Genomic DNA, 24,959 nt, shown 5'->3' with positions numbered 1-24,959 from the left:
GCCGAACCTGGAGTCCCACCTGTGGTATCACTAGAGTGGTATTATCCGGCCATGACCAAGCTTGAGCAAATCGAAAAGTCCATCACCGAACTGAGCCCCGAGGAGCTGAAGGCGTTTGCCGCATGGTTCGAGGCGCTCCAGGCGGACCTGTGGGATCGGCAGATCGAGACCGACGTGAGGGCGGGGCGATTGGACAAGCTTGCCGAACAGGCATTGGCTGACCATCGCGCCGGCCGGACTCGGCCTCTGTGAATCACGGCGCCTCTCCATCATTCTGGAAGGCTTATGAAAAACTGTCGTCGTCGATCAAAGCAAAGGCGGACAGGCGTTTTGTCATACTGCGTTCCGATCCTTTTCATCCCTCCTTACATTTCAAGCAGGTCGGTTGCTATTGGTCGGCGCGGGTCGACGAAACTACCGGGCTGTTGCCATACGCAACAATGAAGATGTGATCTGGTTCTGGATCGGCACCCATGCCTACTACGACCATTTGTTGAAATAGCTCCCGCGCAGCTTCTCGGACGATGGGTGGCCGGGCCTCGCGCCTGTTTGGCGCGCCTCGCCCCCAAAGAGCCGCGGGGCGGTGGCGAGGTTGAGGATAAAATTACCCTACCCACTCCATAGAGACGTGCCCCGGATCCGCCACCACGCGGTCAAGCCACGCAGCCACCGCCGGATAGGCGTCGAGCTGGAAGCCGCCCTGCTCCGCCGTATGCGTATAAGCGTAAAGCGCGATGTCGGCGATGCTGTAGGCGTTTCCGGCGAAGAACGCGTTGTTCTCCAGGTATTTATTCATGACACCGAGCGCCTTGTTGCCGCGCTCCAGTGTCACCGCCAGCCGCTCGGGCGTCGCGTCCTTGGCCCTTTCGGGAAAGGTCAGCAGCGCCTTGCGCACGGCGATATAGGGCTCGTGGCTGTACTGTTCGAAGAACAGCCATTGATAGGCGAGCCCGCGCTCATACTTGTCCGCGGGCAGGAAGCGCGTGCCCTCCGCGAGGTAGAGCAGGATGGCGTTGGATTCAGCGATCCGCCTTCCGTCGTCGAGCTCCAGCAGCGGCACCATGGCGTTCGGATTCTTGGCGACGAAATCCGCTTTTCGCGTATCGCCCGTGTGCGAACTCACCTCGACAGTGGTGAAAGGGAGGCCGAGCTTGGCCATCAGCAGGCGCGGCTTGTAGCAGTTGCCGCTGTCGATCATGCTGTAAAGTATCATCGCTGGTCCCCGAGCGCTGCCATGTGCAGACGCGATTATCGTAGCCGCGCCGTCCTCACCAATGATTAGTTTTGGCGCGACGATCAGCGCCGCTGATGTGTAGCACACGGCGCTACCCGAACAGCGGCACCACCTTGCTGTCCCTGCCCAGCAGCGCGTCGATGGCGAGCGGTCGCTCGTCGAAGATCACCCCGGCCAGCGCCGGCCGGGCGAGTAGAAAACCTTGCAGCAGGTCGACGCCGCCATCGAGCGCGACGCGCAGATGGGTGGGCTGTTCGATGCCCTCGACCAGGACCTTGGCGCCGCGGTCGTGCAGGCTGGAGACCAGCGGGCGGAAGAACCGCTCGGCGGCGGCGTGGCGGCAGAATTGCGCGAACCAGCCACCGTCGATCTTGACGATATCGGGCTTGAGCAGGCTGACCCGCTCCTCGGTCGAGTGGCCGGTGCCGAAGTCGTCGATGGCGATGCGGATGCCGTCGCGGCGCATCTCGCGTACCAGCCTGGCCAGCAGCGTGTCGTCGGCCGCCTGTTCGGTGATTTCGCAGACCAGCATGCCGGGGGCCAGGCCGAGCTCGCCGAGATGCCTGCTCATCAGCCGGATTTCGGCCAAGGCCCGGCCCCGACGGGCGTTGACCAATGGATTGTAGTTGAAGAACAGATCGAGCCCATCGACGCCGATGTTGCGGAAATTCCTGAGATGCAGCACCCGGCACATGGTTTCGACGAACAGCCGGTCCTGGGCCGCGACGCCTTCGAAGAACGCCCGTGCGGCGCCCGGCCGGCCGGCGCGATGCGGCTCTATCAGGCCCTCGACGGCGATTGCGTGCAGGAAGCGGCCGCGCGGCGCGAAGATCGGCTGGTAGGCGCTGCGCAGGCGGAAGTCGCCATAAACGCCATATTCGATACCGACCTCGTCCATGAAGATCGCATCGCCGACATCTCGCCGCCGCTCGGGCCTCATCGTGTGCCCCTGCGCCCAAAGGCTTTCGCCGCCCGCGCGGTATGCGGCGCGGCGGCCGGGACGGAAGATGCACTGTCGGCGACAGGCGACGGCCCGTCCTCGCCGAAGACGCGGAAGCTGGTCGGCGCCAGCTCCGGCCGCGCCAGCACGAAACCCTGGACCATCGAAGCCCCGGATTTCTCGGCCAGCTCCAACTGCCAGCCTTCCTCGATGCCCTCGAACACGGTGCGGATGCCTTGCGCCTCAAAGCTTTTCACCATGGACGTCAGCAGCGCAAAGCCGGCGCCGGACTCCATCAACTGCGTGATCCAGTGGGCATCGAACTTGACGATGTCGGGTTTCAACTCCTTGATGCGGTTGATGTCGGAATCGTCGGCGCCATAGTCATCGACGGCAATGCGAAAGCCGTTGCCCTTCAACGCCGCGACGAAACCGTGCAGGGTCTCCTGCGAGGCTGGACGCTGCTCGGTCACCTCGCACACGACACGGCCCGGATCGATGCCGGCCTCGTGCAGCACCAGGCGCATTTCGCGCAAGGCATTGTCGGCAACGGCGCGCTCGGTGAACACCGATGGATCGAAATTGACGAAGATCGACGCTTCCTGCGGCAGGCAGGCGCCGGCATTCAGCAGATGCAGCGTCCTGGTCAGCGCCTCGACATGAAGCCGGTCGGCGGCCGGGCAGGTGCTGAAGAAGCTCATTGGCGATTGCGGCTCGCCGTCGCGGAACGGCCGGATCAAGCCCTCGAAGGCGGCAACCGACAGCTTGCCTTCCCTGAAGGCGAAGATCGGCTGGAAGGCGCTTTGCAGCGTATAAATGCCCCAGACACCTGACGAGGTGCCGTCATCATGACGGATGATATGGGCAAGCCCGATGCTGCGCGACAAGGTTCCTCGCTCCGCGAACTGGCGCAATTGGGTTACGATCCTGCCACGCAAGCCTCTACCGCCCGTTAATGAACTTTCTGTTGCCGATCACGGCTCATTGACCTCCTTGCGGCACTGGCCCAGCCGACAATGCTTGCACTCACGGGAATGATGCGACATGAGAAGCGCCGCGGCCGCTCCTGGCCGCGCTGATCCTTTCTGGAGAGAAAAAGGTCATGGCCTTCCTTGCCGACACCCTTTCCCGCGTGAAGCCTTCCGCCACCATCGCGGTGACGCAGAAAGCCCGCGAGCTGAAAAATGCCGGCCGCGACGTCATTGGCTTGGGTGCCGGCGAACCGGATTTCGATACGCCCGACAACATCAAGAATGCGGCGATCGAGGCCATCCGCCGTGGTGAGACCAAATATCCGCCGGTGTCGGGCATCGCGCCGCTGCGCGAAGCGATCGCGAAGAAATTCAAGCGCGAGAACAATCTCGACTACAAGCCGGAGCAGACCATCGTCGGCACTGGCGGCAAGCAGATCCTGTTCAACGCCTTCATGGCGACGCTGAACCCTGGCGACGAGGTCATCATCCCCCGGCCCTATTGGGTCAGCTATCCCGAGATGGTGGCGATCTGCGGCGGCACCTCGGTGTTCGCCGACACTTCGATCGACAACGGCTTCAAGTTGACGGCAGAAGTGCTGGAAAAGGCGATCACGCCGCGCACAAAGTGGCTGCTGATGAACTCGCCGTCGAACCCGTCGGGCGCCGCCTACACCGAGGCCGAGCTTCGGTCGCTCGCCGACGTGCTGCTCAGGCATCCGCATGTCTGGACGCTGACCGACGACATGTACGAGCATCTGACCTACGGCGACTTCGTCTTCAAGACCATCGCCGAGGTCGAGCCGAAGCTCTATGAGCGCACGCTGACCATGAACGGCGTGTCGAAAACCTATGCCATGACCGGCTGGCGCATTGGCTACGCCGCGGGTCCCGTCCAGCTGATCAAGGCGATGGACATGATCCAGGGCCAGCAGACGTCGGGCGCCTGCACCATCGCGCAATGGGCCTCGGTCGAAGCGCTGAACGGCCCGCAGGACTTCATCGCCAAGAACAAGGCGATCTTCCAGGGGCGCCGCGATCTCGTCGTCTCGATGCTCAACCAGGCGCGCGGCATCTCTTGTCCGTCGCCGGAAGGCGCCTTCTACGTCTATCCGTCCTGCGCCCAGCTGATCGGCAAGAAGACCAAGGCCGGCAAGGTGATCGACACCGACGAGGCCTTCTGCTCGGAGCTGCTCGAGGCCGAGGGCGTGGCGGTGGTATTCGGTTCGGCCTTCGGCCTCGGTCCGAACTTCCGCATCTCCTACGCCACGTCGGAGACGCTGCTGGAGGAGGCGTGCACGCGCATCCAGCGCTTTACGGCATCACTGACCTGATCGTGAAAACAAAACCCGGCCAAACGCCGGGTTTTTAGATCGGCTCGACACGGTACTCAGCCGCCATATTGGGCCGGCGTCACCGCTTCCAGCCAGTCGGCATGCACGCCCTCGAGCGCTTCCTGCATCGCTATATGCGTCATCGCCGTTTTCGGCCCGGCCCCATGCCAGTGCTTTTCGCCTGGCGCGAACGAGATGACGTCCCCTGCCCTGATCTCCTGGATGAGACCGCCCCAGGTCTGGGCGAGGCCGGCGCCCGACGTGACGTACAGCGTCTGGCCAAGCGGATGCGTGTGCCAGTGGGTCCGCGCGCCCGGTTCGAAGCTGACCAATGTCGCCCGCAGCCGTGCCGGAGCCTCCTTCTCGATGATCGGCGTCTGCAGCACCCGGCCGGTGAAGTACTTTTCCGGCGCGATGACGGTCGGCGTGCTGCCGCAAGCAATGATCTTCATCGTTCGATCCCTGGAACTGGTGGCGATGCGGGCGGCGGCGACGCCGCTCTTCTTTCGAGACCCTAGTTTCGGCCGATATGGCCGTCGACGCAACCGGTCTGTTCGGCTTGCAAATCAGCGGCAACCGCACCGCGCTCGGCCCTTGAGGCTACCTATTTTCCTTGCCCTGCCGGCAAACAAGTGGGACGATACCTTTGGGCCGGTTGAAGACAAGCCCGCCCGCGACGGTCGAACAGGCCGGCCGCCGCTCAGGACCGACTGACCTTGGCCTGAACCATGAATGCCAGTCGGTCTCCAGGGAAACGCCTGAGTGGAGGTCAGTCATGGGTAATCGCGCCGGAGGAAGACGCACGGGACCGAAATGCATTGCCATAGTCGGTCCCTTCGCAAGCGGTAAGACGACACTTCTCGAAGCCATATTGGCCCGCACGGGCGCCATTCCCCGCCAGAACCCGGTTTCCTCGGGAAACACCGTTTCAGATCATTCGCCCGAGGCGCGCGCCCACGCCATGAGCGTCGAGGCGACCTTCGCCACCACGGAATTCATGGGCGAGCAGTTCACCTTCGTCGACTGTCCCGGATCGATCGAATTCTCCTTCGAGGCCGAACCGGTACTGGCCGCCTGCGACCTCGCGGTGGTCGTCGCCGAGGCCGACGAGAAGAAGATCCCCGCCCTCCAGCTCATCATGCGCAAGCTCGACGATCTCGGCGTGCCGCGCATCCTGTTTCTCAACAAGGTCGACAAGGCGATCGCGGGCGTGCGCGACACGCTGAAGATGCTGCAGCCGGCAAGTGCGGTGCCGTTGCTTCTGCGCCAGATACCGCTGCGCAAGGACGGCGTCGTCATCGGCTCGATCGACCTGGCGCTGGAACGCGCCTACATCTACCGCGAATATGCCGAGAGCGAGGTGGCCCAGATCCCCGGCGACGAAAAGGCGCGTGAGCTGGAAGCCCGTTTTTCGATGCTGGAACGGCTGGCCGACCATGACGACCAGTTGATGGAACAGCTGCTCGAGGAGATCGAGCCGCCCAAGGACGCGGTCTTCGACGATCTTGCCGCGGATCTGCGCGACGGCGCCGTCACGCCGGTGCTGATCGGCACCGCAGAGAAAGGCAATGGCGTGCTGCGTCTCCTGAAGGCGATCCGCCATGATGCGCCCGACATCGACGCGACCCGCAAACGGCTCGGCGCCCCCGAAGGCAACGCAACCGTGGTTCAGGTGATGAAGACCATCCATACGCCGCATGGAGGCAAATTGTCGGTGTCGCGCATCCTTTCGGGACAGGTCGCCGATGGCTCCGAGCTCTGGCTGCCCGGCGGCGACATGGCAAAGGTGTCCGGCATCTACAGGATGCTTGGCAAGGACCAGTCGAAGCTCACCGCGGCGAAGACCGGCGACACGGTCGCGCTCGGCAAGCTGGACGCGGTCAAGACCGGCCAGACGCTGACCTCGGCCAAGGGCGGCATGAAGCCGCTGCTCCAGTTCGAGCCGCCGCAGCCTGTCTTCGCTTTCGCCTTGCGGCCGAAGGAGCGCAAGGACGAGGTGAAGATGTCGGCCGCCATCCAACGGCTGGCCGAAGAAGATCCCTCGCTCAGCCTGCATCATAACCAGGACTCGGCCGAGACCGTGCTGTCGGGCCATGGAGAAATGCACCTGCGCGTCGTACGCGAACGGCTCGAGGGCAAGAACCAGATTCCGGTCGAAGGCCATCCGCCGGCGGTGCCCTACCGCGAGACTATCCGCAAATCGGCGCAGCAGCGCGGCCGCCACAAGAAGCAGTCCGGCGGCCACGGCCAGTTCGGCGATGTGGTGATCGAGATAAAGCCGCTGCCGCGCGGCGCAGGTTTCCAGTTCACCGATACCATCACCGGCGGCGTGGTGCCCAAGACCTACATCCAGTCGGTCGAAAGCGGCATACGCGATTACCTGAAGTCGGGCCCGCTCGGCTTTCCCGTCGTCGACGTCGCCGTCAACCTGTCGGACGGCTCCTACCACGCGGTCGATTCCTCCGACATGGCCTTCCAGATGGCGGCCAAGCTTGCCATGAAGGAAGGCATGGCGGGCTGTTCGCCCGTGCTCCTGGAGCCAGTGATGAAGGTCGAGATCGTGACGCCCTCCGATGCGACCTCGAAGATCATCGCCCTGATCCCGCAGCGGCGCGGCCAGATCCTCGGCTACGACGCGCGACCCGGCTGGCCAGGATGGGATGTCGTCGAGGCGACCATGCCGCAATCCGAGATCGGCGATCTGATCATCGAGCTGCGCTCGGCCACCTCAGGCGTCGCCAGCTACCGCGCCGTCTTCGACCACATGGCCGAACTCACCGGCCGGCTCGCCGACGAAGCGATGAATGCCAACGGCAAGGCAGCCTGATTCTGATGCATGTCGTCTAAAGTGATCTCGGCTTTGGGACATCGACATCCACAAAGATTTGGGTGAGTGCCCTCTCGAACCTTGTTCGAGGGGGCGCAAACAAAAAACGACGCCCGGGGGGCCGGACGCCGTTTTGTTTGCGGACCGTTTTCTTGGGAGGAGAAACGGCAGGTCCGCCGCATCTTGAAGTCGCCGCTTCGGCGGAAGAAGGTTCGGACGCGGTAGCCGCCTGAGCCCGGATCGTCCGAGTGATGCCCCCATCTCCCGTCCGACCACACCGCGTCCTATGGTCTGCTTAGCAGGAGCCGAACGCCTTTGACATGTTACCAGAGGTTACATGTCACTGTTACGTGGCTATTTCGGTGGATTTTCCCGCCCTTCCGGCAGCCTCCGGGCAACAAAAAAGCCGGATCAATGAAGATCCGGCTGAGTTTGATTGGAAGTGCCTGTTAAGGCTAACCTCCAGAGGGGAACACTCGAGGGCGCTAATGGGAGGAGAACGCGCCCAGGAGATGAACTATATATGTGCTCATCATGCCCAAGAAACAAGCATCTATTTTGCAACACACGCATGCAAAAAGACGCAGGCTGTGGTCTAAGCCATTTCTGGACCCAATAGGACCAGCAGAATCACCGAAGCGGAACCCGCAATGAGACAATTGTCACGGCGGAATCGCGAATCACGCTCGGTTTTCATCCCGAAATGTCAAAAATGCGCAATGGCGTGGAATGAGGCAGCAGGCGTTTATTTCCGAGGCAACTAATGCATGTCGCGCAAAGTGTCCTCGGTTCGGCAGCGACGTGAACAACAAAGACTTGAGCGCGTCGCGGGAATCGGTTTGGGCGTGACATGCTTCAGGCGGGAGACAAGCAATGCGGACCTTTTCGGCGATCGCCGGCAGTGCTGCGTTCTTCATCGCGGCACCCTGTATCGTCGCCGGCCTCGTGCCGTGGCTGCTGACGGATCGCTGGGACCGGCCATGGTCGAGCCTGCCGGGTCTTGCCCCTCTTGGCTGGATCCTCATCGCGGTCGCCGTGGCGGCGCTGCTGCATGCATTCGCCTGCTTTGCGCTTGAAGGCCTCGGCACGCCTGCTCCGGTCGCTCCGACCGAGAGACTGGTGGTCGGCGGGCTCTACCGCCATGTCCGCAATCCGATGTATGTGGCGGTGCTGTCGATCATCATCGGCCAGGCACTGCTGTTTTCAAGCTGGACGCTTGTCGCCTACGCCGCCATGGCAGCCGCGGCCATGGCCACCTTCGTCAAGCTGTACGAGGAGCCGACGCTCGCACGCCGCTATGGCGATGAATACCAAACCTACCGCCGCAACGTGCCCGCCTGGCTGCCCCGCCTGACGCGCTGGCGGGGGTGAGGGTCTGCACGATCTCCGGTCAATACGACCAGCTCCGCGCCTTGGCGATGATGAAGTCGCGAAATACGTGCAGCTTCGCCTGGTTCTTCATCGCGTCCGGGTAGGCGAAATAGGTGTCGAAGGAAGGCACCTCCGTTTCCGGCAGGAGCTGCACCAGGCCGGAATCCTTGGAGATGACATAGTCGGGCAGCATGGCGATGCCGGCGCCGCCCTGCACCGCGCGCTTGATCGACAATATGTCGTTGATCTGCAGCGTCGGCACGCGCTGGCCGCCCTCGAAATCGCCGACCGTTTCCAGCCAGTTCAGCTCCGACAGATGCGCGGGCACCGGCACGCCGAAAGTGACGATGCGATGCGCCTTGAGCTCGGCCACCGAAGCCGGCCTGCCATGCTTGGCGATATAGCCTGGCGAAGCATAGAGGTGGAAATGCACCGTGAACAGGCGGCGCTGGATAAGGTCCGGCTGCTGCGGCTGGCGCAGCCGGATGGCGCAATCGGCCTGGCGCATGGTGAGGTCGAGCTCCTCGTTGGCGAGGATCAGTTGCAGGCTGATTTCAGGATAGAGCTCGATGAACTCCTGCACGCGCTCGGTCAGCCAGCCGGCGCCGAGCCCGACCGTGGTCGTGACCCTGAGCACGCCGGAGGGGCGGTCCTTGGTCTCGGTCAGCCGCGACTTGATGGTCTCGAGCTTCATCAGCACGTCATGCGCCGTGCGGAACAGCATCTCGCCCTGTTCGGTCAGCACCAGGCCGCGGGCGTGACGGTTGAACAGCGGCACGCCGACATCGTGCTCGAGCGCGCTGACCTGGCGCGAAATCGCCGATTGCGACAGATGCAGCGTCTCGGCCGCATGTGTAAACGACCCCGCTTCCGCCGCAGCGTGAAACACGCGTAGCTTGTCCCAGTCCAACGCCATGATTCCCCTCGTTCCTGTTTGGCGTCTGAATGAAAAATCAGGCTTTTACACGGCGTTTCTAAGCCGTTCTTTCAACAGTTTGCGAACCGCTATTCGGCCGCCTCGCGATGCACCTCGATGCCGGCCAGGTACTTCTCCGCCTCGAGCGCCGCCATGCAGCCCAGCCCCGCCGCAGTCACCGCCTGGCGGTATATATCGTCGGTCACGTCGCCGGCGGCGAACACGCCGGGCACGTCGGTGCGGGTCGAATCCGGCGCCGTCCACAGATAGCCGTTCGGCTTCTGCTTCAGCTTGCCGACGAACAGCTCGACCGCCGGCGCATGGCCGATCGCGACGAACACGCCGTCGACCTCGAGCTGCGTCTCGACACCCGTCACCACGTTGCGCAGCTTCAACCCTTCGACCGAAGGCGGCAGTGGCGTCTTGCCCGGACGGCCGGTGATCTCGTCGACAACCGTGTCCCAGATGACGCGGACATTGTCCTTCTTCAAGAGCCGCTCGCGCAGGATGCGTTCGGCGCGGAAGTCCGAGCGCCTGTGGATGACCGTCACGCTCTTGGCGAGGTTCGACAGATAGAGTGCTTCTTCCACCGCCGAATTGCCGCCGCCGACCACCGCGACATCCTTGCCGCGGTAGAAGAAGCCGTCGCAGGTGGCGCAAGCCGATACGCCGAAGCCCATGAACGTCTGTTCGGTCGGAATGCCAAGCCATTTGGCCTGCGCGCCGGTGGCGATGATCAGGGCATCGGCCGTGTAGACGGTGCCGGAATCGCCGGTTGCGCGGAACGGCCGCACGTTGAGATCGACCTCGGTGATGATGTCGGCGATGATGTCGGTGCCGACATGCTCGGCCTGCCTGAGCATCTCGCTCATCAGCCACGGACCCTGGATGGGTTCGCCGAAACCGGGATAGTTCTCGACGTCGGTGGTGATCATCAGCTGGCCCCCCTGCTGCAGGCCGGCGACCAGCATCGGCTTCAGCATGGCGCGGGCGGCATAGATCGCCGCGGTATAACCGGCCGGGCCGGAACCGATGATGAGGACAGGCGCGTGCTTGGTGGTCATGAAAAGCCTCTGCGGAGGGCTGCCGGCGTTTGCGGCATGGAAAACTCGTCGATGTCGCGCGTAATGTAAGTGTTGCCCACGACACCAGCAAGGCAAGTTGGCGCTCGTCCCCGGAAAGCTTTGTCGCACCGGGCGAACCGCTCTGGTGCGGCGCGGATTTCCCCGTGGGGATGGCGTGGACAGCAAAGTCGTTTAATTACAAAATCCCGCAAGATTCTTTCGCCACCCGCAATCATCGAAAGCCCCGAAATGCCGCTCAAGGCCGACCTCGACGCAATCGACTGGAAGATCCTGCGCGAATTGCAGGCAGATGGACGCATGACCAATGTCGAACTGTCGAACCGCGTCGGCATTTCGGCACCACCTTGCCTGCGCCGCGTCAAGCGACTGGAGGAAGCCGGCATCATTCGCGGCTATCGGGCGCTGCTCAACGCGCCGGCGCTCGGTCTCGACGTGGTCGCCTTCTGCCTGGTCGGCCTGCACCATCAGGCCGATGCCGAGCTTCGCATCTTCGCTGAGCGCACGCGCGGCTGGCCGGTCGTACGCGATGCCTGGATGGTGTCGGGCGAATCCGATTTCCTCCTGCACTGCGTGGCAAGCGACCTCGGCGCCTTCCAGACCTTTGTCATCGAGGAACTGACCTCCACGCCGAACGTCGACACGGTGCGCACAGCCCTCACCATCCGCCGGGTCAAGGATGAAGGGTTGGTCTCGTTCGAGCGGCCGTGACGCCGATCGATTGCGGCGCCCGGCCAAAGCGAATTCCGGAATTTCGCCACATCGCCGCCGCGTTGATAACGGACAGGCGCAGGCAGCCGGATCGTCCTGTGCGATTTGGCGCCTGATTGGTTTCCTTGCCCAAGCAGCGTAAGTTCCAAGGACGATCCGCCGTGGAAGGGACCATGACCAGGTTTGCAAGCCCGATTTCGGCGCTCATCATCTGCATGAACGAGGCCGATATGATCGGCCCGTGCCTCGAAAGCATCGATTTTTGCGCCGAGATCGTCATCGTCGATTCAGGCTCCACCGACGCCACGTTGGACATCGTTCGGCAGTTTGTCGCTGAGGGCTATCCGATAAAGCTGCTGCACAATGGCTGGCCGGGTTTTCCGCATCAGCGGCAATTCGCGCTCGACCACGCCACGCAGCCCTGGTGTCTTTCGATCGACCCGGACGAACGCGTCGACGACCGGCTGCGGCAGTCGATCGTGGCGGCAGTCGAGACGGCGAACGCCGGTATCAGCGGATGGTACATCCGCCGCCGCGACTGGCTGAAGGGCTACGGCTATGCCCATCGCTGGGTGCTGCACAACAGGCTGTTGCGGCTTTTCCGCCGGGAAGGTGCGACCATGGACGTGACCGCGCGGGTCCATGAATCCTTCGGCGTTTCCGGCGAGACCAGCACGATCGAAAGCGGCGTGCTGCTGCATCGCCGCGAAATATCGGTCGAGGAGGATCTGGCCCGGGCAAATGCCTATTCCAGCCTCAAGGCGGCCACCCTGGTCGAGAAAGGCAAGAAGCCGGGCCTGGTGCGGCTGGTGCTTTCGCCGCTCGGCAACTTCCTGAAATTCTACCTGGCCAAGCGCTACTTCCTGTGCGGCCGGCACGGCTTCGTCTATTCGATGTCGGTGATGATCTATTCCTTCGCCACCGAGGCCAAACTGTATGAGGCCTCGCAAGGCAGCGAACCGGCGTGAGCGGTCAGGCCCGGATCAAGACCGCTTATCCCGGCCATCGAGCCGCCCTATGGCGGCGATGAGACCGTCGAGGTCGCTGCTGTCCCGCAAGGGCCTGATGACGAAGCCGGAGCGAAGCTGCGCCTCGCCGCCGACGAGCCAGCCCTGCGGCAGGCCGGCGCCCAGGCCTGCCTCCATGTCGGCCAGCTTGTCGCCGACGATCACCGACCGCCGGAGATCGAGATCGAGGCGTTTCGCCGCCTCGAAGAGCATGCCGGGATTGGGTTTGCGCATCGGGTGATCCGATATGCCCAGCGGCCCCACGCCAGCTTCGTGGTAGGCGCAGGCCAGCACCATGTCCACGACAACGCCCTGATCGCGCAACAGCTCGAGCACGCGGCGGTTCACATCAGCGAAGGCACTCCAGCCGAAATAGCCGCGCGCGATGCCGGACTGGTTGGTCACCACCACGACCGGGATGCCGGCATTGTTGGCGGCGGCGATCGCCGGCAGCATCTGCGGCCGGAGCTCGATCTCGGCCGGATCGCTGGGATAGTCGGTATCGACATTGATGGTGCCGTCGCGATCGAGGAACAGCGCCGGCTGGCCGGCGGGAAAAACCCTGCCGCCTATCCGCTCCACCCACAGGCCCGGCTCGGCCAACGGGTGCGGCGCCTTGTCAGCCATTGCTGAGGCGCGCTTCCACCACCTCGCACAGGTGATGGTAGAGGCACAGATGCCCCTGCTGGATGATCGGCGTCGAGGTCGAGGGCACGTTGAGCAGGATGTCGGTGAGCGGCGCGAGCTTGCCGCCTGTGTCGCCTGTCAGGCTGATCACCGTCATGCCCATGGTCCGTGCCTGTTCGGCGGCCGCCAGGATGCTCGGCGAATTGCCGCTGGTCGAGATCGCCAGAAGCACGCCGCCGGCAGCGCCATGCGCCTCGACCTGGCGCGAAAAAACGGTGTCGAAGCCGTAATCATTACCCCAGGCGGTCAGCACCGCGGCGTTGGCCGGCAGCGCGATGACATTGTAGCCCTTGCGCTCCTTGAGAAAGCGGCCGACCAGTTCGCCGGCGATGTGAATGGCGTCGCTGGCCGAACCGCCATTGCCGCAGATCAGCAGCGCCTTGCCCGACGAAAGGGCGGCGACGATCGCGCTCGCCGCACGTTCCATCGCGCCTGTGAGATCGCGCTCGACCAGCGCCGTGATCGCGGCCGCCGAGCGGACCAGGTAATCGTTCAGTTCGGACATGAAACCCTCAATTCTTGTTGCCGGCCGAGCGCAACCTGCCGATGGTGCCGGTCGTGCTCTTGCCGGCGACGAGATCGACCAGGACCACGCGCCCGCCCGCTTTCTGCACCACGTCCGCGCCGACCACGGTGTCGACCGTGTAGTCGGCGCCCTTGACGAGTATGTCGGGCAGAAGCGCCTCGATCAGCGCCAGCGGCGTGTCCTCGTCGAAGACCACCACCGCGTCGACCGACGCGAGCGCCGCCAGCACGCAGGCGCGGTCGTGCTGGTCGTTGACGGGCCGTTCCGGCCCCTTCAGCCGGCGCACCGAGGCATCGCTGTTGAGGCCGAGCACCAGCCGGTCGCACTGGCTGCGCGCCGCGTGCAGCAGGCTGACATGGCCGGCATGAAGGATGTCGAAACAGCCATTGGTGAAGCCGACGCTGAGGCCTTCCTCCTTCCACGCCGCCACCAGCCGTGCGGCCGATTTGGCGTCGAGGATGGCATCCCTGTGGACGCTCGGACCGTGCGATCGAAACAGCGCGCCGTTGAGTTCCTCGACCGTCAGCCGCGCCGTGCCTCGCTTGCCCACCACAACGCCGCCGGCTGCATTGGCGATCGAGGCGGCCGCGGCCGGATCGGCGCCGGCGGCAAGCGCCAGCGCGAAGGTCGCGATCACCGTATCGCCGGCGCCCGACACATCGAACACTTCGCGCGCCTGCGTGGCGATGTGGCGCGCCTCCGTCGGACCGACGACGCTCATGCCCTTTTCGCTGCGCGTGGCGACGACGAAGTCGAAGCCATGCGCCGCAAGCAGCTCGCGCGCCGCGGCCACGATCTCGTCATCGCTGAACACCGGCCGTTCGACCGCTTCGCCGAGTTCCTTGCGGTTGGGCGTGATGGCGGTCGCGCCGGCATAGCGTGCATAATCCCGGCCCTTCGGATCGACCAGCACCGGCTTTCCCGCCTCGCGGCAGATCGCGATCAATTCGCCGGCGACGCCGTCGAGCAGGATGCCCTTGCCGTAATCCGACAGGATGACGATGTCGGCGTGCGCCAGCGCGGCGCGGAAATGCCGGACCAGCGCCGCGCGCTCCGCCGCGCCGAGCGGCTTGATCTCTTCCTCGTCGAAGCGCAGCACCTGCTGGTTGAGCGCGCTGAAGCGGCTCTTGGACGACGTCATGCGGCCGCGCTCCCGCGCCAGGCCTGTCGTGTCGGCGCCAAGCTCGCCGAGCATGCGCACCAGGCTGTCGCCTGCCGTATCAGAGCCGATCACCGAGACCGGAATGGCGGCGGCGCCGAGCGAGATGATGTTGGCCACGACATTGCCGGCGCCGCCCATCGCCAGGCTCTCGCCGCGCCCATGGAGCACCGGGATCGGCGCTTCAGGCGAAATCCGCTCGATGATGCCGTTGACGAACCGGTCAAGGATGAGATCGCCGACCACCAGCACGGTGGCCTGGCCGAAGTGCGCGATGGCGCGGTGCAAGGGCTCGGGGGAAAGTGGGTCGTGCTTGGTCATGTCACTGGCAACGCGCAAAAACCGGTTTTGAAGATGCATGGAGGACAAATTGGCCGGGATCGGTCGTTCATGGCGATGCCGATATACCGCAATTCGAGCCAGCGCAACGCCGGCTGGCCTCGTCAACTCTTCTGCAAGGCGACATGGACGCCAAGCCCGACCAGCACCGCGCCGCCGGCTCGCTGCATCATGCGCTGGGCGCTGCTGGAGCGGCGCAGCCTGCCGATCACGGCACCAGCCAGGAACACGCAGACGATATCGGCCGAGGAGAACATCAGGTTGACTGTCGTGCCCAGCACGACGAATTGCAGCCAGACCGGGAATGCGGCAGAGGCATCGATGAACTGGGGCAGGAAGGCCATGAAGAAGATCGCGGTCTTCGGATTGAGCACCTCGACGGCGATGCTCTCGAAAAAGGCGCGGCAAGCCGATTTCCGCTCTATCGCCGGCAGTGCCATGTCGCCTTCCGCGCGCTTGCGGAACAGCGCCACACCGAGCCAGATCAGGTAGAGCGCGCCGACGAGCTTGACCGCCATGTAGAGCGGCGGCACGGCGTGGAAAAGCACGGACAGGCCGGCGGCAGCGGCAAAGACGTGAACATAGCCGCCCAGATGAATGCCGAGCGCCGCAGTCAGGCCGGACCAGCGGCCGCGCGCCATCGTCTGCGCGGCGGCATAGAGCATGGCCGGGCCTGGAATATAGGCGAAGATCGCCGTGGTGGCGAAAAACGCGACGAGCAGCTCTGTCGACGGCATTCCTGGTCCCTCATGATCGCGCCCGGCGGCGCGAGCCGACTGAAGCGGCAGCTTTGCGGCGCCACTGTGGCGCGCTGCCCCGCGCAGGGCAATCGCGGACGGGTCCACCCCTCGATTGTTCTTGCGGATCCCAGTGCCGCCCGGCAACGCTGCTTTGTCGACAGCTTCGCAAGCCTCCCTTATAAGGGCCGGAATCGCAAGCAACCAGAGGCGTTCATGATCATCGTCACGGGCGGCGCCGGCATGATCGGCTCCAACATCGTCGCCGCGCTCAATTCGGAGGGCCACGACGACATTTTGGTCGTCGACGACCTGAGCGATGGCCACAAGATCGCCAACCTTGCTGACTTGCGGATCGCCGACTATCTCGACAAGGACGATTTCCTGGCCCGCCTCGAGGACGGCGGGCTCGGCCGCATCGAGGCCGTCTTCCATCAGGGCGCCTGCTCGACCACCACCGAATGGAACGGCAAGTTCATGATGGAGGTGAACTACGCCTATTCGAAGCGGCTGCTGCATGCCTGCTTGGCGCTGCGCGTGCCCTTCCTCTACGCCTCCTCGGCATCGGTCTATGGCGGCGGCTCCGAGTTCCGCGAGGACGCGGAGCTTGAGCGGCCGCTCAACGTCTACGCCTATTCAAAAAAGCTGTTCGATGACTATGTCAGGCGCAATGTCTTCGATACCGATCATTCGCAGGTCGCGGGCCTGCGCTACTTCAACGTCTATGGGCCGCGCGAGGCGCACAAGGACGCCATGGCCTCGGTCGCCTTTCATCTGTTCAACCAGGTCGGGCGTGGCGAGAATCCAAAGCTGTTCGGCGCCCATGACGGCTTTGGCCCCGGCGAGCAGAGCCGCGACTTCATCCATGTCGGCGACGTCGCCGATGTCAATCTGTGGCTGTGGAAGCGCGGCGCGAGCGGCATCTTCAACTGCGGCACCGGCCGGGCGCAACCCTTCCGCGCCATTGCCGAAACCGTCATCGACACGCTGGGCAAGGGCGAGATCGAGTACATCCCCTTTCCCGACCACCTCAAGGGCAGCTACCAGAGCTTCACGCAAGCTGATATGTCGCGTCTGCGCGCCGCCGGTTACAATGGGCAATTCCGCAGCGTCGAAACCGGCGTCAGAGACTATGTCGAATGGCTGAAAGCCCAGCGATCCTCGTGATCGGCCCACGCTGGGTGGGCGATATGGTGATGGCGCAGTGCCTGTTCTCGGCGCTGAAGGGGCTTCATCCAAATGCAGCCATCGACGTGCTGGCGCCGGCCTGGGCGGCCCCTTTGGTCAAGCGCATGCCTGAGGTCCGCCAGCAGATCGATTTCCCGCTGAAACCCGGCGCGCTCGAATTCGCACACCGCCGCCGCTTCGGCCGCCTGCTGCGCGGCCGTTATGACAGCGCCTATATCCTGCCAGGCAGTTGGAAGTCGGCGCTGATCCCGTTCTTTGCCCGCATTCCACGCCGTTTCGGCCATTTCAGGGAAATGCGCTACGGCCTGTTGACCGATATCGTTCCGCTGCCGGAGGCCGTGAAACGGCGCACCGCGCAGGCCTATTTCGGCCTTGCACGGGGTGGCGATTTTCGGGCGCCTCATCTGACGGTGGACGCCAAAAACCAGGCCACCCTGCTCGACCGTTTCGGCCTGGGGCCGCAGAAATTCGTGGCGCTGATGCCGGGTGCTGAGTTCGGCCCGGCCAAGCGCTGGCCGAGCGAACACTATGCCGGCCTTGCCCGGGAGTTCATGGCCAGAAGGTTCAAGGTCGCGCTGTTCGGGTCGAAGAACGACTGCGAGGTGACAGCGGAGATCGCAGCCCTCGCTCCTGGCGTGGTCGACTTGGCCGGCCAGACGCGGCTGGAGGACGCCATCGACCTGATCGCGGCCGCGCGGCTGGCGGTCTCCAACGACAGCGGGCTGATGCATGTTGCGGCGGCGGTCGGCACGCCGGTTGTCGCCGTCTATGGTTCGACCTCGCCACAGAACACGCCGCCGCTGGCCGAACGGCGCGAACTGGTCTGGCTCGGCCTGTCCTGCTCGCCCTGCCACCGCAAGATCTGTCCGCTCGGCCACCTCAATTGCCTGAAGACGCTCGAGGTCGCACGGGTCATGGCGGCGGCGGACCGGCTGCTGGACATCCCGGCCGCCGCATGAGGGTGCTGATCGTCAAGACATCGTCGATGGGCGACGTCGTCCACACCTTTCCGGCGCTCCAGGATGCGCGCCGCGCACGGCCCGATATTGCTTTCGACTGGTGCGTCGAGGAGGCTTTCGCCGGCATCGTCGCGCTGCACCCCGCAGTCGGAACCATCCACACGGTCGCCATCCGGCGTTGGCGAAAACATCTCTTCGACAAGGCCACCTGGCGCGAGGCGACCGCCTTGCGACGCGCCTTGCGTGCGTGCCGCTATGATCTGGTCATCGATGCGCAAGGCCTGTTGAAGTCGGCGCTGGTGGCCAGGCAGGCGAAAGCGCCGATCGCCGGCTTCGACCGCTCAAGCGCGCGCGAGCCTTCGGCAACGCTGCTTTACGACGTCGGCCACGCCGTCCCTCGCAACCTCCACGCCATCGAACGGACGCGGCGGCTTTTCGGGCTGGCATTGGGCTACCGGCCCGATCTTTCGATGCTGGATTCGGGCATTGTGCCGCCGCCCGGCAATCTGACCGGCATAGCCGGCAACACGGCCTTCCTGCTGCACGGCACCAGCCGCGAGGACAAGAAGTGGCCTGTTGAAGACTGGATCGAAACCGGCCGCCTGCTGGTTGAGCGCGGCATGACGCCGGTCACGACCTGGTCGGACGAGCGCGAACAGGCGGTGGCTGAAGCGATCGCCCGGGCAGTTCCATCGACGAGCATCGTGCCAAAATCACCATTGGCCGACATCGCGGCGATCCTGGGCAGCTCGAGGCTGGTAATCGGCGCCGATACGGGGCTCACGCATCTCGCCAGCGCCTTCGGCCTGCCGACGGTCGCGGTGTTTTTGGCCACGGAGCCGGGTTTGACCGGTCCGCGCGGCCCCTATGCATCGACGCTGCAGGCCGCGCCCGCTGAGCGAGTGTCGCCCGCGAGGGTGGTGGCTGAGGCTGAGAGGCTGCTGGAGCACCAGACGCATGGTCAGGCCGGCGCTGGCAAGAACTGATCTATTCAATCGGAAAGCTGGCGCTGCCCCTCATCGCCCTGCCGGGGAGAAGGACACCTTCACCGATGACTGCGCCAATTTTAAGCGTTTGCAGAATAGACGCCGACTTCGCGTTCAGCCGTCTTCTCCCCGTCACTATACGGGGAGAAGGTGCCGGCAGGCGGATGAGGGGCGGCGCCAACCTTGGCTAAAAACGCGCAGATCAGCTCCCCTCGAACCCCTTAGATAAACTGCACCTGGACGATCTCGTATCCCCTTGCACCACCCGGCGCGTTGACCTCGATGGCGTCGCCGACTTCCTTGCCGATGAGCGCCCGCGCGATCGGCGAGGAGATCGAGATGCGGCCGGACTTCACGTCCGCCTCCTGATCGCCGACGATCTGGTAGGTCTTCTTCTCCTCGGTGTCCTCGTCGACCAGCACCACGGTGGCGCCGAACTTGACCTTGTCGCCGCTGAGCTTGGTGACATCGATGACTTCGGCCCGGGCGATGAGATCCTCGAGCTCGTTGACACGGCCCTCATTGAGGCTCTGCGCCTCTTTGGCGGCATGGTATTCGGCATTTTCGGATAGGTCGCCGTGCGAGCGCGCTTCGGAGATCGCCTCGATGATGCGCGGCCGCTCCTCCTGCTGGCGCCAGCGCAGTTCTTCCTTCAATGACGCGAACCCCTCGCCTGTCATCGGGACCTTGTTCATGATACCTGACCTTTCCTGCCGCCACCCCCGCATTTCGGGGAAAGCCTTATCGATGGTGCAAAAAGAAAACGGTCCGGCAGCCTCGGGCTAACGGAACCGTTCACCGCAATTTCCCTGAATATAGCAATCTTTGCGGGCTTTTCACGCCCAAAAATCGGTTTCTGAAGAAATCATCACCGTTTTCGCGCGCGCCGTCGCAGGAGCCGGCATGGCAACAAAAAACCGGCCGTGATTGCTCGCGGCCGGTTCGAAAAGGCATTGAGGGGGTCAGCTCCTCATGAAATGGTCGATCTGTTCGGCCAGCATGCCGTATTCGCGTGAACCCTTGCCGGTTCGCTTTTCGATCTCCATCAGCTGTTGCTGGGCGCCGGCCAGGTCGCCGATCTGGAGATGGGCTTCGCCGAGATATTCGCGCACCAGCGTGTAGTTGGGATCGATGCGCAGCGCTTCCTCGTAATAGCCGAGGCCAACGGCGACGCGGCCGGAATGGCGGTGCGAATAGCCGAGATAGTTGAGGATGCGCGGGTCCTGCTTGTTGGCGGCGAGGCTGAGCACGGCGATCGCCTCGTCATAGCGGCCGGCCATCGCCAGGTCATGCCCGGCATCATAGATGCTGTCGTCGTCCAGCATGCCTTCCTGGGGTGCGACGCACTTGTTCTTCTTCTTGTCCCAGACCATGCCTTTCTTGCATTTGGTGGTCGTACTGGTGTCGTCACCGCTGCCTGCGGCAAACACCGGAACGGCAAGGAACTGCAGAGCGAGAAGCGCGCTCGCCGCCTGGATCAGCACTCTTTTATGCATCGGAGCCTCCTGGAGGGGTGAGAATGCAACACTAACGCAGCGTGTCGGCGGTTTCATCCCGGAAAAAAGCAAGGGGCTAACATGAGGTGACGGATGCTCGAAATCCGCTATCATCGGCGGCGATGAAAGCTGAGCCAGCGGAGACCGCCAGTGCAGCGACGGCTTGAAAAGAACTGGGATTTGACGATCGGGCCCGACACCGTGCGGCTGTTCATCCTCAAATGCAAGGCGTTGAGCGCCGCGATCAATGAAGACTATGCCGACGGCGCCGAACACGAAATCGAGTTCGATGGAAACACCCGTGACAATCATCATCATGACGGACTCGCCGAGGAAAGCTCGGAAAACCTGACCGAAGAGGAACTGCGCGAGCTGATCAACGACCTCAATGTCGACGAGGCGGCCGAGCTCGTCGCGCTCGCTTGGGTCGGCCGTGGCGACTACGATGCCTCGGAATGGGCCGACGCCGTCGCCGCCGCGCGCGAGCGCGCCAACAAGCACACGGCCAAATACCTGCTCGGCTTGCCGTTGCTCGCCGATTGGCTGGAGGAAGGGCTAGAAGCGATCGGTGCGTAACGCGCCGGTAATCGATTGTGATCGGGCCTAAGCGCCTTCCAGGCAACTTCGAGCATCCCGGCACCGTTTCGAGGCGATGGCAACACTGAGCTTTTCCCGAAAATACAGGATTGCATTGGTCGTGGTCGTGACAGCACTGCTGGTGACGCCGGCCGATGCCAGGCATCGTCACAGGCATCACGAGCCGCTTTCACCACGGGTGGAACAGCCACTGACGCCGCGGGTTGACCGGCCGCTGAAACCGCGCGGCGAAAGGCATCGCAAGCCGAAGCCGGCACGGCAGAGGACGCAAAATCCGAAGCCGGTACGTGCGGATGTCCCAGTGCCTGAACCGCGCCCCGCTGACGCGCCAGAGGCGACAGAACCGAACACGCAAAATCCAGCCGCAACATCCGACCGGTTCCAGGACGAAGCATCCCCTCAGAAGCAACAAGCGCAGCCCGAGCCGCCAGCCGATGCGAAAGGCGAACCGGAGCCGCCAGCCGTGGCGCCGACGCCGACACAAAGGCCTGAGACTGCGGAACCGGAGGTTGAGCCGCCGGCCATTGCCCCGCCACCGCCGCCAAAGCCGGCGGACGCGGACAAAAAGGAGATGCTTCCCGATCCGCGTTCGGCTGACCTGCCAGACGCGAAAATGCCTGCCGAGGAAGTCGCCTGCCGCGAGCGGCTGAGGGGTCTCGGTGTCGAATTCGAGGAGCACAAGGCTGAAAGCGATCGCGATATCGGCTGTTCGATCCCCTATCCCCTGGTGCTGAAGATCCTTGGCAAGTCGATCGCCATTGCCCCGGGCGCCGAGCTCAATTGCGCAATGGCCGAGGCGGCGGCACGCTTTGCCGGCAACGTCATCCAGCCGGCGGCGAAAGCCGAATTCGGCACCGACCTGAAATCGATCGGCCAGGCATCGGCCTTTGTGTGCCGGCCACGCAACGGCACGCGCAAACTGTCCGAACATGCCTTCGGCAATGCGCTCGATATCGCCAGCTTCACACTTGCGGACGGCAGGACGATCGAGGTCGGCCCGGCGCCACCGGACAAGGACGCCAAATTCCTCGACGCGGTGCGCAAGGCCGCCTGCGGGCCGTTCAAGACCGTGCTGGGCCCGGGCAGCGATGCCGATCATTCGCTGCATTTGCACCTCGACCTCGAGCCGCGCCGCCACGGCGGTACCTTCTGCCAGTAGGGCCGGCTCAGAAGCGATGCCGCAATTCGGCCGCAGGCATGAACGCCGGCGCTGATTTTTCCTTTACCGTTGATCGTTAAAATCCCGCCTATCGGGAAAGGGACTGCCGATGGACGGGATATTTCGTGCCGCGCTGGCGCTTGCGCGGCAATCGAAACGCGCGCGCGCCGCTGCCGGCGGGCTGGCCGCCCTGCTTGCGCTGGCCGCGGTGTCGGCCTGCAACACCGGCAACGTGCTGGCACTGGAGCCAGCCGTCGATGTCGGCGCGCAGACCGCGGCCGTGCCGCAATATTCAGGCATGCAGCGGCTGGTTCCTTCCAATCCCTACATGACGCAGGCCGCCTATCCACGCATGGACGAGCCGATGTCGCCGGTCGAGCAGATGCCGGCCAGCGAGACCGACTGCCGTCAGCAGCTGAGGCGCCTCGGCGTCACCTTCACCGACTTGGCGCCGATCCATGAAGGCCAGTGCGGCATTGACTATCCGGTCAAGGTCACTGCCATCGGCAGCATCCAGATGAAGCCCGCAGCGACGCTGACCTGCGACATGGCCGCCAGCTTCGCCGCGTGGACGAAGAACGAGCTCGTTCCTTCCGCCCGCTGGCGCTACTTTTCCGGCGTCAGGACCATCCACCAGGGTTCCAGCTATTCCTGCCGCAACATCGCCGGCGAAGGCGTGCTGTCGGAACACGGCAAGGGCAACGCGCTCGACGTGATGAGCATCGAACTCAACAATGGCGACGACATCGACGTGCGCAAGCCCGGCCTGTTTGCCTTCCGCACCCGCGGCTTCCTCAACAATGTGCGCGCCGATGGCTGCCAGTATTTCACCACCGTGCTCGGCCCCGGCTACAACTACGACCACCGCAACCATTTCCACTTCGACATCAAGAACCGCAAGAGCGGCTATCGCGCCTGCCGCTGATCCCTTTGCCTGGCGGCGGCTTCGCCGCGTACAGTGACGTCGTAGAACTCGAGCGGCATCGATGAGCCAACGAAGCTTCCGACGACGCGCTGCGACCTGGCTGGTGTTGCTCATGGCGACCTATCTGGGGCTCGCCTATGTCGCCGCGCCGGAATTCTGGACGTTTCACGATCGCGGCTTTCGCAGCCAAAGCTTCGAGATGGTGACGCACACGCCGCAAGGCATTCCGGGCGACCCCATCAATATCGGCCTGATCGGCACGCAAAAAGAGGTTGTCCACGCCTTCGCCGTCGCCGGCTGGGATACGGCCGACGCCATCACATTGAGGACAGCGATCGACATCGGCGAAAGCGTGCTGTTCTCGCGCCCCTACCCCGATGCGCCCGTCAGCCGGCTGCTGTTCGAAGGCCGCGCCCAGGATCTTGCTTTCGAGAAGCCGGTCGGCGGCAGCGCCGACCGCCGTCATCATGTGCGCTTCTGGCAGACCGATGCCACGGGCGACGATGGCCGTCCGCTATGGCTGGGCTCGGCCAGTTTCGACCGTGGCGTGGGCCTGAGCCACGACACCGGCGCCATCACCCATCATATCGGCCCCGACATCGACGCCGAACGCGACTTTCTTATGCAGGATTTGACCGCCGCCGGAATGCTGATCTCAACCAGCGACCTGGAAGGCATCGGCGCCACCACGCACGGGCGCAATGGCGGCGGCGACCCCTATTTCACCGACGGCAAGGCCGTGCTCGGCGTGCTGAAGCAACTGCCGTGATGCCTGAAGTCAGCTCGTGGCGACCACGACCTTGCCGAACGGTCCCTTCTCCAGATGCTGGAAGGCCTGCTCCACCTCCTCGAAGCCGAAGACCTTGTCGACCACCGGCCGGATACCGAGCACCTCGATCGCCTGGTTCATCCGCTCGAAGGCGCGGCGATGACCGATCGATATCCCTTGCACGACGATGCGATTGCGCAGGAACGGCACGATCGGAAAGCTGAGTTCCATCGAGCCCAGCAGGCCGATGACCGACAGGCGGCCGTCGGCGGCCAGGGCATCGAGCGATCGCCGCGCATTGTCGCCGCCGACCATCTCCAGGATATGGTTGACGCCGGTTCCACCCGTCAGGTCACGCGCGGCTTCGTCCCATGCCGGCTGGGTGCGGTAGTTGATCACTTGCCAGGCGCCGAGTTTCCTGGCCCGTTCGAGCTTGTCGTCGCTGCTCGAGGTGACGATGGCGCGCAGGCCGAAAGCGGCCGCGAATTGCAGTGCAAACAGCGACACGCCGCCGGTACCCTGGATAAGAATGGTCTGGCCGGGCACCGGCTTCGTCGCCTCCGCCAAGGCAAACCACGCCGTCAGCGCCGCGATCGGCAGCGTCGAGGCCTCGGCGTCGCTGAGCGAAGGCGGCGCCAGCACGACGGCATCCTCGTGAAGCAGCACGTAATCGGACAAGGTGCCGGGCAGTGACAATCCCAGCGTGTGCTGGTGAAGCACCGGCGGCGCATCGCCGTCAGGCCAGTCGGCGATCACTTGGCCCAGCACGCGTTGCCCGGCCTGGAAGCGGCTGACGCCGCCGCCGACCGCCACGACCTCGCCCACCGCATCCGATGTCGGCACGAAGGGAAAGACGAGGTCCGGGATCAGCACCCCGTCTAGGATCATTCGATCCTTGTAATTCAGCGATATGGCCTTGATCCGCACCAGCAGCTCATGAGGCCTGGGGGCGGGTACCTTTCCCTGCGCCGGTTGCAGCTTGGACAGGCCAAAACCGGTCATTTGCCAGGATCTGTTGATGTCTCTGTTCATCTCGTCT

26 protein-coding genes and 1 pseudogene are annotated in these 24,959 nt (G+C 64.1%); 14 read left to right on the top strand and 13 right to left on the bottom strand.

All coding sequences use genetic code 11. The annotated features are described in order from the left end of the window. The first annotated feature begins 51 nt into the window (after positions 1-51). Both FJ942_RS06505 and FJ942_RS28775 read left to right on the top strand, forming a co-directional pair. On the top strand, positions 52-252 hold the full coding sequence (locus FJ942_RS06505) for an iron-containing alcohol dehydrogenase (protein ID WP_140556015.1): 201 nt from the start codon (positions 52-54) through the stop codon (positions 250-252). Then, positions 249-502: pseudogene (locus FJ942_RS28775) on the top strand (hypothetical protein). The gene FJ942_RS06505 and the pseudogene FJ942_RS28775 overlap by 4 nt, the downstream one beginning before the upstream one ends. Before the next feature lie 102 nt (positions 503-604). On the opposite strand, the gene FJ942_RS06495 reads toward FJ942_RS28775, so the two are convergent. The 3 genes from FJ942_RS06495 to FJ942_RS06485 form a co-directional block, all read right to left on the bottom strand. Further along, positions 605-1,213: a glutathione S-transferase family protein gene (locus tag FJ942_RS06495; RefSeq protein ID WP_140631921.1), complete on the bottom strand. Its 609-nt coding sequence runs from the start codon at positions 1,211-1,213 to the stop codon at positions 605-607. Between the two features lie 112 nt (positions 1,214-1,325). Next, the gene (locus FJ942_RS06490; RefSeq protein WP_140631918.1) at positions 1,326-2,174 is read right to left on the bottom strand and encodes an EAL domain-containing protein; all 849 of its coding nucleotides are present in this window, start codon (positions 2,172-2,174) and stop codon (positions 1,326-1,328) included. Beyond that, positions 2,171-3,061: an EAL domain-containing protein gene (locus tag FJ942_RS06485; RefSeq protein WP_140728572.1), complete on the bottom strand. Its 891-nt coding sequence runs from the start codon at positions 3,059-3,061 to the stop codon at positions 2,171-2,173. Before FJ942_RS06485 ends, FJ942_RS06490 begins: the two co-directional genes overlap by 4 nt. A gap of 215 nt (positions 3,062-3,276) precedes the next feature. On the opposite strand from FJ942_RS06485, the gene FJ942_RS06480 reads away from it, so the two are divergent. Next, positions 3,277-4,479 (top strand): pyridoxal phosphate-dependent aminotransferase, encoded by a 1,203-nt coding sequence (locus tag FJ942_RS06480; protein WP_140897373.1) that lies wholly within the window; start codon positions 3,277-3,279, stop codon positions 4,477-4,479. 56 nt (positions 4,480-4,535) lie between these two features. Here FJ942_RS06480 and FJ942_RS06475 read toward each other — a convergent pair whose 3' ends face one another. After that, a complete protein-coding gene (locus tag FJ942_RS06475) occupies positions 4,536-4,931 on the bottom strand; it encodes a cupin domain-containing protein (RefSeq protein WP_140495951.1) in 396 nt (131 codons plus the stop codon). Between the two features lie 323 nt (positions 4,932-5,254). Between FJ942_RS06475 and FJ942_RS06470 the strand changes: the two genes are divergently transcribed. Further along, positions 5,255-7,306, top strand: coding sequence for an elongation factor G (locus FJ942_RS06470; RefSeq protein ID WP_140495952.1), 2,052 nt, complete (start codon positions 5,255-5,257; stop codon positions 7,304-7,306). Positions 7,307-8,179: 873 nt separating this feature from the next. Next, complete coding sequence (locus tag FJ942_RS06465; protein WP_140897372.1) at positions 8,180-8,677, top strand: isoprenylcysteine carboxylmethyltransferase family protein; 498 nt, start codon at positions 8,180-8,182, stop codon at positions 8,675-8,677. A 19-nt stretch (positions 8,678-8,696) separates the two neighbouring features. On the opposite strand, the gene FJ942_RS06460 is transcribed toward FJ942_RS06465, so the two are convergent. Next, a complete protein-coding gene (locus FJ942_RS06460; RefSeq protein ID WP_140495954.1) occupies positions 8,697-9,593 on the bottom strand; it encodes a LysR family transcriptional regulator in 897 nt (298 codons plus the stop codon). A gap of 89 nt (positions 9,594-9,682) precedes the next feature. Next, positions 9,683-10,657 (bottom strand): thioredoxin-disulfide reductase, encoded by a 975-nt coding sequence (gene trxB, locus FJ942_RS06455; protein ID WP_140495955.1) that lies wholly within the window; start codon positions 10,655-10,657, stop codon positions 9,683-9,685. Positions 10,658-10,906: 249 nt separating this feature from the next. Between trxB and FJ942_RS06450 the strand changes: the two genes are divergently transcribed. Continuing rightward, positions 10,907-11,386 (top strand): Lrp/AsnC family transcriptional regulator, encoded by a 480-nt coding sequence (locus FJ942_RS06450; protein WP_140495956.1) that lies wholly within the window; start codon positions 10,907-10,909, stop codon positions 11,384-11,386. A gap of 173 nt (positions 11,387-11,559) precedes the next feature. Continuing rightward, positions 11,560-12,354 carry a glycosyltransferase family 2 protein gene (locus tag FJ942_RS06445; protein WP_140556025.1) on the top strand — a complete coding sequence of 265 codons (795 nt, stop codon included), beginning with the start codon at positions 11,560-11,562 and terminating at the stop codon, positions 12,352-12,354. Between the two features lie 15 nt (positions 12,355-12,369). Here FJ942_RS06445 and gmhB read toward each other — a convergent pair whose 3' ends face one another. The 4 genes from gmhB to FJ942_RS06425 form a co-directional block, all read right to left on the bottom strand. After that, positions 12,370-13,020 (bottom strand): D-glycero-beta-D-manno-heptose 1,7-bisphosphate 7-phosphatase, encoded by a 651-nt coding sequence (gmhB, locus tag FJ942_RS06440; protein ID WP_140560641.1) that lies wholly within the window; start codon positions 13,018-13,020, stop codon positions 12,370-12,372. Further along, positions 13,013-13,585, bottom strand: coding sequence for an SIS domain-containing protein (locus FJ942_RS06435; RefSeq protein ID WP_140556028.1), 573 nt, complete (start codon positions 13,583-13,585; stop codon positions 13,013-13,015). The genes gmhB and FJ942_RS06435 overlap by 8 nt, the downstream gene beginning before the upstream one ends. A 7-nt stretch (positions 13,586-13,592) precedes the next feature. Beyond that, positions 13,593-15,086: a D-glycero-beta-D-manno-heptose-7-phosphate kinase gene (gene rfaE1 / locus FJ942_RS06430; protein WP_140495960.1), complete on the bottom strand. Its 1,494-nt coding sequence runs from the start codon at positions 15,084-15,086 to the stop codon at positions 13,593-13,595. A gap of 122 nt (positions 15,087-15,208) precedes the next feature. Beyond that, complete coding sequence (locus tag FJ942_RS06425) at positions 15,209-15,841, bottom strand: LysE family translocator (protein ID WP_140524876.1); 633 nt, start codon at positions 15,839-15,841, stop codon at positions 15,209-15,211. A 216-nt stretch (positions 15,842-16,057) separates the two neighbouring features. On the opposite strand from FJ942_RS06425, the gene rfaD reads away from it, so the two are divergent. The 3 genes from rfaD to waaC are packed head-to-tail and all read left to right on the top strand — an operon-like array spanning position 16,058 to position 18,974. Continuing rightward, a complete protein-coding gene (gene rfaD, locus FJ942_RS06420; protein WP_140495962.1) occupies positions 16,058-17,008 on the top strand; it encodes an ADP-glyceromanno-heptose 6-epimerase in 951 nt (316 codons plus the stop codon). Beyond that, on the top strand, positions 16,981-17,988 hold the full coding sequence (gene waaF, locus FJ942_RS06415; protein WP_140897371.1) for a lipopolysaccharide heptosyltransferase II: 1,008 nt from the start codon (positions 16,981-16,983) through the stop codon (positions 17,986-17,988). Before rfaD ends, waaF begins: the two co-directional genes overlap by 28 nt. After that, entirely contained in the window at positions 17,985-18,974 is a 990-nt protein-coding gene (gene waaC / locus FJ942_RS06410) for a lipopolysaccharide heptosyltransferase I (protein WP_140897370.1), read from the top strand. Before waaF ends, waaC begins: the two co-directional genes overlap by 4 nt. A gap of 221 nt (positions 18,975-19,195) precedes the next feature. Here waaC and greA read toward each other — a convergent pair whose 3' ends face one another. Next, the gene (greA, locus tag FJ942_RS06405) at positions 19,196-19,669 is read right to left on the bottom strand and encodes a transcription elongation factor GreA (protein ID WP_008877613.1); all 474 of its coding nucleotides are present in this window, start codon (positions 19,667-19,669) and stop codon (positions 19,196-19,198) included. Positions 19,670-19,936: 267 nt separating this feature from the next. Then, positions 19,937-20,470, bottom strand: coding sequence for a tetratricopeptide repeat protein (locus FJ942_RS06400; RefSeq protein ID WP_140495965.1), 534 nt, complete (start codon positions 20,468-20,470; stop codon positions 19,937-19,939). Between the two features lie 150 nt (positions 20,471-20,620). On the opposite strand from FJ942_RS06400, the gene FJ942_RS06395 reads away from it, so the two are divergent. The 4 genes from FJ942_RS06395 to FJ942_RS06380 all read left to right on the top strand — a co-directional run bounded on the left by FJ942_RS06395 (position 20,621) and on the right by FJ942_RS06380 (position 23,920). Beyond that, positions 20,621-21,046: a DUF3775 domain-containing protein gene (locus tag FJ942_RS06395; RefSeq protein ID WP_140524880.1), complete on the top strand. Its 426-nt coding sequence runs from the start codon at positions 20,621-20,623 to the stop codon at positions 21,044-21,046. 199 nt (positions 21,047-21,245) lie between these two features. Beyond that, positions 21,246-22,226, top strand: a complete 981-nt coding sequence (locus tag FJ942_RS06390) for an extensin family protein (protein ID WP_246679698.1) — start codon at positions 21,246-21,248, stop codon at positions 22,224-22,226. A 109-nt stretch (positions 22,227-22,335) separates the two neighbouring features. Next, positions 22,336-23,151: an extensin family protein gene (locus tag FJ942_RS06385; protein ID WP_140897369.1), complete on the top strand. Its 816-nt coding sequence runs from the start codon at positions 22,336-22,338 to the stop codon at positions 23,149-23,151. Positions 23,152-23,212: 61 nt separating this feature from the next. After that, complete coding sequence (locus FJ942_RS06380) at positions 23,213-23,920, top strand: LssY C-terminal domain-containing protein (RefSeq protein ID WP_140897368.1); 708 nt, start codon at positions 23,213-23,215, stop codon at positions 23,918-23,920. A gap of 9 nt (positions 23,921-23,929) precedes the next feature. Here the strand turns inward: FJ942_RS06380 and FJ942_RS06375 are convergent, their stop codons facing one another. Beyond that, positions 23,930-24,952, bottom strand: coding sequence for an NAD(P)-dependent alcohol dehydrogenase (locus FJ942_RS06375; RefSeq protein ID WP_140556036.1), 1,023 nt, complete (start codon positions 24,950-24,952; stop codon positions 23,930-23,932). Positions 24,953-24,959 lie beyond the last annotated feature (7 nt).

Origin of the sequence: Mesorhizobium sp. B2-4-2 (genome assembly GCF_006442845.1) — a bacterium.
Lineage (GTDB): Bacteria > Pseudomonadota > Alphaproteobacteria > Rhizobiales > Rhizobiaceae > Mesorhizobium.
The sequence above is the reverse complement of the archived record's forward strand: the minus strand, read 5'-3'. Positions and strand labels throughout refer to the sequence as shown.

Coding starts and splice junctions, on each gene's coding strand:
- gmhB (WP_140560641.1), bottom strand. CDS start 13,020: ATGGCTGACAAGGCGCCGCACCCGTTGGCCGAGCCGGGCCTGTGGGTG.
- FJ942_RS06490 (WP_140631918.1), bottom strand. CDS start 2,174: ATGAGGCCCGAGCGGCGGCGAGATGTCGGCGATGCGATCTTCATGGAC.
- FJ942_RS06465 (WP_140897372.1), top strand. CDS start 8,180: ATGCGGACCTTTTCGGCGATCGCCGGCAGTGCTGCGTTCTTCATCGCG.
- rfaE1 (WP_140495960.1), bottom strand. CDS start 15,086: ATGACCAAGCACGACCCACTTTCCCCCGAGCCCTTGCACCGCGCCATC.
- FJ942_RS06450 (WP_140495956.1), top strand. CDS start 10,907: ATGCCGCTCAAGGCCGACCTCGACGCAATCGACTGGAAGATCCTGCGC.
- FJ942_RS06445 (WP_140556025.1), top strand. CDS start 11,560: ATGACCAGGTTTGCAAGCCCGATTTCGGCGCTCATCATCTGCATGAAC.
- FJ942_RS06475 (WP_140495951.1), bottom strand. CDS start 4,931: ATGAAGATCATTGCTTGCGGCAGCACGCCGACCGTCATCGCGCCGGAA.
- FJ942_RS06460 (WP_140495954.1), bottom strand. CDS start 9,593: ATGGCGTTGGACTGGGACAAGCTACGCGTGTTTCACGCTGCGGCGGAA.
- waaC (WP_140897370.1), top strand. CDS start 17,985: ATGAGGGTGCTGATCGTCAAGACATCGTCGATGGGCGACGTCGTCCAC.
- trxB (WP_140495955.1), bottom strand. CDS start 10,657: ATGACCACCAAGCACGCGCCTGTCCTCATCATCGGTTCCGGCCCGGCC.
- greA (WP_008877613.1), bottom strand. CDS start 19,669: ATGAACAAGGTCCCGATGACAGGCGAGGGGTTCGCGTCATTGAAGGAA.
- FJ942_RS06425 (WP_140524876.1), bottom strand. CDS start 15,841: ATGCCGTCGACAGAGCTGCTCGTCGCGTTTTTCGCCACCACGGCGATC.
- FJ942_RS06480 (WP_140897373.1), top strand. CDS start 3,277: ATGGCCTTCCTTGCCGACACCCTTTCCCGCGTGAAGCCTTCCGCCACC.
- FJ942_RS06435 (WP_140556028.1), bottom strand. CDS start 13,585: ATGTCCGAACTGAACGATTACCTGGTCCGCTCGGCGGCCGCGATCACG.
- waaF (WP_140897371.1), top strand. CDS start 16,981: ATGGCTGAAAGCCCAGCGATCCTCGTGATCGGCCCACGCTGGGTGGGC.
- FJ942_RS06495 (WP_140631921.1), bottom strand. CDS start 1,213: ATGATACTTTACAGCATGATCGACAGCGGCAACTGCTACAAGCCGCGC.
- FJ942_RS06375 (WP_140556036.1), bottom strand. CDS start 24,952: ATGAACAGAGACATCAACAGATCCTGGCAAATGACCGGTTTTGGCCTG.
- rfaD (WP_140495962.1), top strand. CDS start 16,058: ATGATCATCGTCACGGGCGGCGCCGGCATGATCGGCTCCAACATCGTC.
- FJ942_RS06400 (WP_140495965.1), bottom strand. CDS start 20,470: ATGCATAAAAGAGTGCTGATCCAGGCGGCGAGCGCGCTTCTCGCTCTG.
- FJ942_RS06385 (WP_140897369.1), top strand. CDS start 22,336: ATGGACGGGATATTTCGTGCCGCGCTGGCGCTTGCGCGGCAATCGAAA.
- FJ942_RS06470 (WP_140495952.1), top strand. CDS start 5,255: ATGGGTAATCGCGCCGGAGGAAGACGCACGGGACCGAAATGCATTGCC.
- FJ942_RS06505 (WP_140556015.1), top strand. CDS start 52: ATGACCAAGCTTGAGCAAATCGAAAAGTCCATCACCGAACTGAGCCCC.
- FJ942_RS06380 (WP_140897368.1), top strand. CDS start 23,213: ATGAGCCAACGAAGCTTCCGACGACGCGCTGCGACCTGGCTGGTGTTG.